Source organism: Streptococcus sp. M143, assembly GCF_000162495.1.
GTDB classification, from domain to species: Bacteria; Bacillota; Bacilli; order Lactobacillales; family Streptococcaceae; genus Streptococcus; species Streptococcus dentisani.
Map to the genome: position 1 here is coordinate 787,406 of NZ_GG730097.1, position 8,061 is coordinate 795,466.

Here is an 8,061-nt window from a genome sequence, read left to right on the forward strand (position 1 = left end):
CCCTACAAACTCTACATTGGACTTGTTGACAACGGCGCTAGCTGCGTCATAACCCTTGAAGGTCCATGTGCCGTCGTTCACTGCGTCGGTGTATGTAGTTTGAGATGGTTGTTGAGCGGAAACAGTGTCACCATTCTCATATGTTGCACTGTCACTTGGAGTCAATGCTGTGATGGCTGCTGGAAGAGCTTTACCTACTGTCGCGCTCTCGAAGCGATAAGTAGCTTGATACTTGTTAGCTTCAAACTTCCACTTACCTGTGAAAGTCAAATCAGCTTTTTTCACAAACTTACTTTTGGCATCGTAACCAAGGAAAGTCCAGCTACCATCGTTCATATCATCTTTGTAAGTCTTTGTTGTCGGCTCTTCTGCAAAAACTCTCGTCCCGTTGAAGTAAGTTGAGCCATCTTTTGGCGCTTTCTTCTGGATAAATTCAGGCAAATCAACACCAGCCGTTTCGCTTTCAAAAGTATAGCTTACATGATGCGGTCTAGGCGTTGCTTCCCAGATACCTGTAAATGTCACGCGCTTGCCATTATATGTCGCATTCTTCTGATCGTAACCTTTGAAGGTCCAGAGATAGTCTTTTTCTTCTTCAACTACTGATTCTTTAGCAGGTTGTTTGGCTACAATGGTGTCACCAACCTTATAAGAAGCCTCATCATTTGGAAGCATTCCCAAAATACTTTGTGGCAATGGAACACGTGCGTCAGAAGATTTGAATACATATTCTGGATTTGGAGTAGGTACCCAGCTTCCAAGGAAAGTCTGTCTGCCTTTTGCTACAACGATTTTTTCTTTATCGTATCCTGCAAATGTCCAAGTCACTTTATTTGCTATATCAACATAAGTCGTTTCACTTGGTTGTTCAGCCAGAATTTCCTTAGTATATAACTTGTAATCATAAGGATTTTTCGGAGTCAACTTGGTGATATGATCTGGTAGTGCAAAAGCAGGATTAGTTGATTGGAACTGATAGTCTATACCATTTGGCGTAAAGCTCCAAGATCCTGTGATGGTCTTCACTTTCGTACCTGCAATAGCTTTTCCGTATTTATCCGCATCAAAACCATGGAAGGTCCATGTACCTGTCGGAACAGTTACTGTGGTGGTGTCAAGTTTGCTTGCATCTTTGTAATCATCAGCTCGTCCAACGAAATCAGTGCCAGCTGGAAGCATCTCGCGAATCTTATTTGGAAGAGGATAAGCAGGAGTCGAGTTAGTAAATTTATACTCTACCCTATAGATCGTATCAGACTGATTGGTAGGAACCAAAATCCATTTCCCTCTAAAGATAACGTCTCCTGCCCCGACTGTTTTCACACGTGGAGAAATAGTCGTATTATCATCTTCATAGTAGTCATCAAATACCCAAGTCCCTCGGCCATCAGGATCCTCAAATCTTGTTTTAGACGGCATTTTAACGCGAGCTTTTTCACCCTTGACAAATTCTCTTTCGTAAGTGATTAAATTATACAAAGTTGATGGCGGATAGATCGTTTGACCAGAATCATCTTTTGAATCTGTATAGAAGTCATAATAAACACTACGCTTGGTCGGTTCAAAGACCCAGTGGAGTGTGTAAGTAGAGTCCTCATCATCAGATGGTTTTTCTATCTTCTCAGGAGCAATAAACTTCCATGTACCATCATTATCATCATCTGTGTATGTATAGAAACTTTCAATGGCATATCTAACATTATCAGAATAATCTTTCGGAGATGTCGTGATAGGAGCTGGAATTTGTGCCTTCAGATCATCTGGAATAGCCTTCCCTGGGGTATCACTGACAAAGTCAAAGGAAACAGTCTTATCTCTGTGTGGTGTGAAAGACCAAGTACCTGTAAAGAGAACTTTATCTTGATTAACTACCTTGCTATTAGCGTCATAGCCATCAAATTTCCAAGTACCCTCGTTATCAAAGTCCATGTAGGTCGTCTCACGTGGATATTCCGCAAATACAGTTTCGCCATTTTTGTAAGTATTTGTATTACTTGGCGTCAAGGCCTTAACTGCAGCTGGTAGAGATCGACTAGGATCTGAGCTAACAAATTCATAGTTTTCTGAGTACTTATCCGCTACAAAAGTCCAAGTACCTGTAAACTTAAGGTTCCATCCTTTATGATCCCACTCACTTACTGGTTTTTTAGTAAAATCGTAGCCTGTAAAGGTCCAGGTACCCTTGTTAACTGCATCATAGTAGGACTCTTGAGTCGGTCTAACAGACTCAACCATCTCACCTTTCGGGTATTGCTTTCTCTTTGCATACTCCCATTCAGGCATATCTACCGGCTTCAGATTATTGATCTCAGCAGGTAGTGCTTTGCCAGCAGTCCCACTGAGAAACTCGTAAGTCGGTTTCCGAGGAACCCCTTTAAATACAAACTCCAATGGTATTGTAACTTTTGGTATTTCCCCATATGTAGCCGCCCGCTCTAGTTCACGACTGAAGGTTAAATCTACTACATCTTCCTCAAAGGTCCAATTTCCTTCATTTTCCGCATCATAAAAAGGTTTGTAGAGATTTTGAGCTTCATCGTAGCGATGCAAGGCTGCTAGCGTATCCAGTATATCTTTAGGTAAATACTCATCACGTTTATCAAACTGATTGAGAGAAAGCTTGTAATCGTATAGCTTACTTTCTAGATCTTTTATCTCCTTAGGAAGAGGTAATTTATATTCGTCACGTGAGGTCTTAGGACTACTTGGTAAATGATAAAAATTCTCAAAATCGTGCTGGTTCATAGGTTTGTAGGATACAGTGACATCCTCAAAGTATTTCCAAGTTCCTACGAACTCTACATCGCCATTGTTTGCCACTTTACTTGGAGCATCAAAGCCAGTCAAAGCCCAATAGCCTTTTCGGTTAGGATATTCTTCTGAAGTATAAAAAACATAGTGAAATTCTTGTGCTTTTACTACTTCACCCTCAGCAAATCTTCTTTTATCTTCTGGACTCCAATTTGCAACATAAGATGGCAAAGTTTTTCCAGGTGATCCATTAACCGATCTATAGGTAGCCTTGTATGGTGTTGGTGTATATTCCCACTTACCTGTGAAGAAAACATCATCTTTGTCAATCACCTGACTATCATGGTCATAGCCCTTAAAGGTCCATCTACCACTTCCATCATACTCTACATAAGTTGTTTCAGTTGGCTGGATGGCTTTTACTTTATCGCCCTTTTTGTAGATTGTTGTGTCTTCTGGCTTCAAGTAGTTCAGACCAAATGGAACCGTTTTTCCTGGTGTAGCACTTTCAAACTCATAAAGTGCCGAGCGAGGAGTCTTATCCTTTTCTGGAATGAATTTCGGATTTTTATCACGAAGACCAGAATTAACAAAAGTCACGAGATTGCGATAAACTTTATCAATTTCTTCTTGCTTTGTTGCAGTTTGAAGCACGCTATCAGCAGCTGCCATCACGCCGTTCAAGATTTCTAGACTATCGTCTGTCTTACTTGAAAAGTCCTTGCTGCGCAACTCTTTGAGGTAGTTCTCCAAAGTGCTCTTATTGAGACTAGCATTTGCTGGAGTTGCTTGGGCAGTGCCTGCAGCTGACTGGCTTGTGCCTGTAGCTGGCTGAGCATTTTTAAAAGCAGTCAAATCTGTCGCTTGACTTGTTTCTGCTACCGCAGATTCGGAAGATTTCAAAGCAACTTGGTTTTCTTTCTGAGGCTCTGCTTGCTCTGTTGCAGAAGAGCCCACCGAGACCTGATTCTCTGCTTTATTCTCCACTTGTTCAGTAGTTGCAAGCTCATCAGCTTGAGCTACTTGAGCGACTCCAAGCGCCGCAGGCGCAAACAAAAATCCAATCGCAAGTGACACAGTAGCAACTGACAATTTGCGGATTGAATATTTTATCTTTCTATCCTGAAAAAACATTCCAGTCCTCCTTTTATTTCATAATTTCTATTTTATCATAAATAGTTGATATTATCTATTTTTTGACCGTAAATTTTTAAAAACTTATTTGTGGATATTTCCTCATAATATACAAATATACAAGAAACTTTCTTCTCTAAAATTGTGATTATAGGGATTTTTGTAAAAAAATGAAAGGAATCGCTCCCTTTCATTTTTTGCTTTTATTTCCAATTTAATACCGCGTTCAAACCATAGTGGTCACTGACTTGCGGACTATTCTGACCATCAAAAACTACATGCAAGCTTTCTACTTCTAACTCTTTCGTTGTAAAGACATAGTCAATTCGAAGCGGTTCGGTATTTCCTTTCCAACCATCAATTTCTGGTGGAACGGTATAGCTACCGCTTCTCTCCTTAGCAACTTCAAAAGCATCTTGCAAATCCAGTGGACTAGCTAAAATCGCTTGGTAGCCTTCCTGACCAGCTGGATTATTAAAATCACCTGCTAAAATCAGAGGTTTATTCAAATCCTTCAGTACATCCTCAAATCGTGCCCATTCTTCTTGAAAACCTTTATTCCACCAAGAAAGATGAACGCTTGCAAGAGCAAGCTCCTTCCCTTCAACCACTGTCTCTGCCAAGGCGACACGGCGAGTATGGTAGTCCGTTGGGTCATCTACATCAGACACTAAAATTTCACGCGCTTTAATAGGCGTTTTAGATAAGATTGCCACACCTTCATGGTAGCGGTCATAGCCGATATGATTGTAAGCCCAAGTCCAGTAGTAATTCTTCCCTTTCTCAGACAATTTTTCAACCAGAAGTCGGACATAGTGATCTTGATGAATGGGTTCTGCCGCTGGTAAAGCTTGATAAAGATGATCAACCTCCACTTCTGGAGAAGTAATTTCTTGATTGATTTCTTGGAAACAAATCAAATCATAGTCTTTATCAAGAATATCCTGGAGTAAGAGCTGGAATTTTTCTTCTGCTTCCTTCTCCATCCAACTGTGGGTATTGAGTGTTAAAAATTTCATGCTTTTCTCCTAAAACAAGAGGTTGGAAAACAGCTTCCAACCTCAAGTATATTACAATTCTACTTTAGCAACTGCTGTTTTAGCTGCAAGAGAACCAGTTTGTTCTAATTTAACAGATTTGAGAACATCTCCATTTGTGAAGACAACCACTGTTGATGTTTCACGACCTGCTGCACGGATAGCATCCAAGTCAGCTGTAACAAGAAGATCACCTGCTGCAACCTTTTGTCCTTCAGAAACGTGAACAGTAAACGGTTTTCCTTCAAGACTTACAGTATCCAAACCAATATGAACAAGTACTTCAAGACCTGATTCAGTAACAAGTCCAAGTGCATGTTTTGTTGGGAAGATACTTGATACAGTACCTGTAACTGGAGATACAATGTTTCCATTTGCTGGTTCTACTGCAAAACCATCACCCATCATTTTTTGAGCAAAGACTGGATCTTTCACTTGTTCCAAGGCAATAACTTGACCGTCAGCTACTGAGTAAACTTCCTCAGTTACACCTTTAAAATGTACAGTATTTTTTTGAACTTCTGTCATTTGGCTTGGAAGAGTTTCAGGAATTACTTCACCTGAGTCAAGGATATCTTGGATATCAGATTTCAACACGTCAGCTTTTGGTCCATAGATAGCTTGGACACCTTGTCCTTTCATGACAAGACCCATAGCTCCTTCAGCTTTCCATTGTTCCTCAGTACCAACACGATCTGCATCCTTAACAGTTACACGAAGACGAGTCATACATGCATCTACATCTACGATGTTTGCACGACCACCAAGAAGGTTAATGATATTTACAGCTTGAGAAGCAGCGGCAACTTTTGTTTCACCTGAAGCTGCATCTTCTGATGCTCCTTCAGCAGTTTCGTAGTTTCCGTTACGTCCTGGAGTTGCGTAGTTGAATTTCTTGATCATGAAGTTGGCAATGAAGTACATGATAACCGCAAAGAGGACAGTTACCCAGATAAAGTTAACGATATCCATACCAATACCAGCATTAATTGCTAGTGGTGTACGAGTCAAGAATTCAATTGAACCGAATGAGTGCATACGAAGGTGAACAATATCCGCCATAGCAAAGGCAGCACCTTGAACAAGAGCATACACTAGGTAAAGAGGTGTTGCGATAAACATAAACATATACTCGATAGGTTCAGTAACCCCTGTCAAGAATGTTGCAAGGGCTGTTGCAATCATCATACCCTTGTATTGGTGTTTCTTGTCAGCATCAACATTGCGGTAGATAGCAACGATGACACCCATCAAGATACCGAATGAACCGATCATTTGTCCAACTTTGAAACGAGCTGGGTGAACAGTATCTAACAATTGTTGGTAGTGACTTGCATCTGTACCTTTAAGGTTAACAAGGTCTGTTACCCATGCAAGCCATAGTGGGTCTTGACCAAATACTTGAGTTCCTTTAGCTGCACCAGTAAGGATTTCGTATGTTCCACCAAGAGCTGTATAGTTCATTGGGATAGTGAGCATGTGGTGAAGACCAAATGGCAAGAGCAAACGTTCCAAGGTACCATACAAGAATGGTGCGAGAATTGGTGCAGTTTCTTGTGAGTTGGCAATCCAAATACCAAAGCTATTGATACCGGTTTGAACTACTGGCCAGAAAGCTGCAAGTACAATTGCTGCAATAGCTGAACGAAGGATGACAACGAATGGTACGAAGCGTTTCCCATTGAAGAATGAAAGCGCATCAGGAAGTTTACGGTAGTTGTAGTATTTGTTATAAGCTGTTGCCCCAACAAAACCAGAGATAATCCCTACGAAAACCCCCATGTTAAGCGCTGGAGCCTCAAGAACGCTGATAAAGTAGTCAGCAACTTTGATTGAGCCACCAAAGAGAGTAGTGACCATAGCCTCAGGGTTTTTCAGCATATCACTTGTAACTCCAAAAATAGTACCTGTGATACGGTTAATCAAGATGAAGGCAAGCCCGGCTGCAAATGCACCACCTGCACGTTCTTTTGCCCAACTTCCCCCAATAGCAAGGGCAAACAAAATATGAAGGTTACCGATAACCCCCCAACCAATTTGCTCAAGGATTCCACCTGTAATCACTAGAGGAGCAAGATTTGGGTCAATCATCACGATTGATTTACCGATTGAGATCATCAATCCAGCCGCTGGCATAACGGCGATAACCACCATTAGAGCCTTACCGAATTTCTGCCAAAACTCGAAAGACAAGACATTTTTGAATGTAGCTTTCATCATTCAAATCTCCTTTATTTTATTTAGGCAAACGTTTTACGAAAACGTTTGCACTTGTTTATGATTTAATTATACCACTTTATTTTTTTTGTAAAGGCTTTTATAAAAAAATTTTCCGTTTTTCTTAAATTTTTATACAAGCGCTAAATTTCAAGTTCAAGTTAGCCAGCAAGCAGTCTTCTCTGGGCGACTTGTAGTCCAAGCATTTTTTAGGATAGTTATTGATCCAGTTTTCGATGGAGGCGACTTCTTTGGAAGTCGTTTTCTTGGTTCCTTTAGGTAACCATCTACGAATGAGCCTGTTGTGATTCTCATTGGTTCCCCTTTCCCAAGAGGCATAGGGGTGTGCATAGTAGATATGTTCCTTAGAAAACACATCAGATAAGCGGTTGAATTCGGCTCCATTATCTGCCGTGATGGAAAGAATCTTGTGTTGTCTTAAGATAAGTTTTATAGCCTGATTGACAGACTCAGCGATTTTATTTGGAATTGATCGAATGATTTGGTGTCTGCTCCTTTGATCCGTCAAGGCCAGTAGACAGTAGTTTTTCGCTTTGAAACGTCCCTTTCCAATACATTGTAGGACTGTACCACGCTTGATTTCATTGTGGATGGTCTGAGGAGCTTTTCCAAGTAGAGAGGCGATTTCTCTATTTGATTTCTCTTCTAATTTCCATCGTTCGATTAAGCGACGACTATGGATTGTCAAGTGTTTAGCTTTTGTAGTATAGTTGATTTGCATCTCTGTGCCTTTCTTGTGTTTGTGGTGAACAACAAGTCTAACACAGAGGTGTTTTCTTATGCCTATAACTAGATTTCATTTAACAACATAGACTAGTTGAACCAGCTCATTTTTAGGAAAGTTGGCTGGCTAACTTCATTATAGAACTTTCAATTTTTATACAAGCGCTAAAAGAAGAAG

4 protein-coding genes are annotated in these 8,061 nt (G+C 40.6%); all 4 read right to left on the reverse strand.

Annotated elements, in window-relative coordinates; all coding sequences use genetic code 11:
- Window positions 1-3,885 (reverse strand): SHIRT domain-containing protein (locus tag HMPREF0850_RS10450; RefSeq protein WP_000465978.1); only part of this gene is annotated, 3,885 nt, incomplete at its 3' end.
- 203 nt (window positions 3,886-4,088) lie between these two features.
- Window positions 4,089-4,904 carry an endonuclease/exonuclease/phosphatase family protein gene (locus HMPREF0850_RS10455; protein ID WP_000670859.1) on the reverse strand — a complete coding sequence of 272 codons (816 nt, stop codon included), beginning with the start codon at window positions 4,902-4,904 and terminating at the stop codon, window positions 4,089-4,091.
- 51 nt (window positions 4,905-4,955) lie between these two features.
- Entirely contained in the window at window positions 4,956-7,142 is a 2,187-nt protein-coding gene (locus tag HMPREF0850_RS10460) for a PTS transporter subunit IIBC (RefSeq protein ID WP_000973836.1), read from the reverse strand.
- A 121-nt stretch (window positions 7,143-7,263) separates the two neighbouring features.
- Window positions 7,264-7,881 (reverse strand): IS30 family transposase, encoded by a 618-nt coding sequence (locus HMPREF0850_RS10465; protein ID WP_001166742.1) that lies wholly within the window; start codon window positions 7,879-7,881, stop codon window positions 7,264-7,266.
- Between the last annotated feature and the right edge of the window lie 180 nt (window positions 7,882-8,061).

Excerpts from the sequence above, each read along its gene's own strand:
- HMPREF0850_RS10455 (WP_000670859.1), bottom strand. The coding sequence starts at position 4,904 with ATGAAATTTTTAACACTCAATACCCACAGTTGGATGGAGAAGGAAGCA.
- HMPREF0850_RS10460 (WP_000973836.1), bottom strand. The coding sequence starts at position 7,142 with ATGATGAAAGCTACATTCAAAAATGTCTTGTCTTTCGAGTTTTGGCAG.
- HMPREF0850_RS10465 (WP_001166742.1), bottom strand. The coding sequence starts at position 7,881 with ATGCAAATCAACTATACTACAAAAGCTAAACACTTGACAATCCATAGT.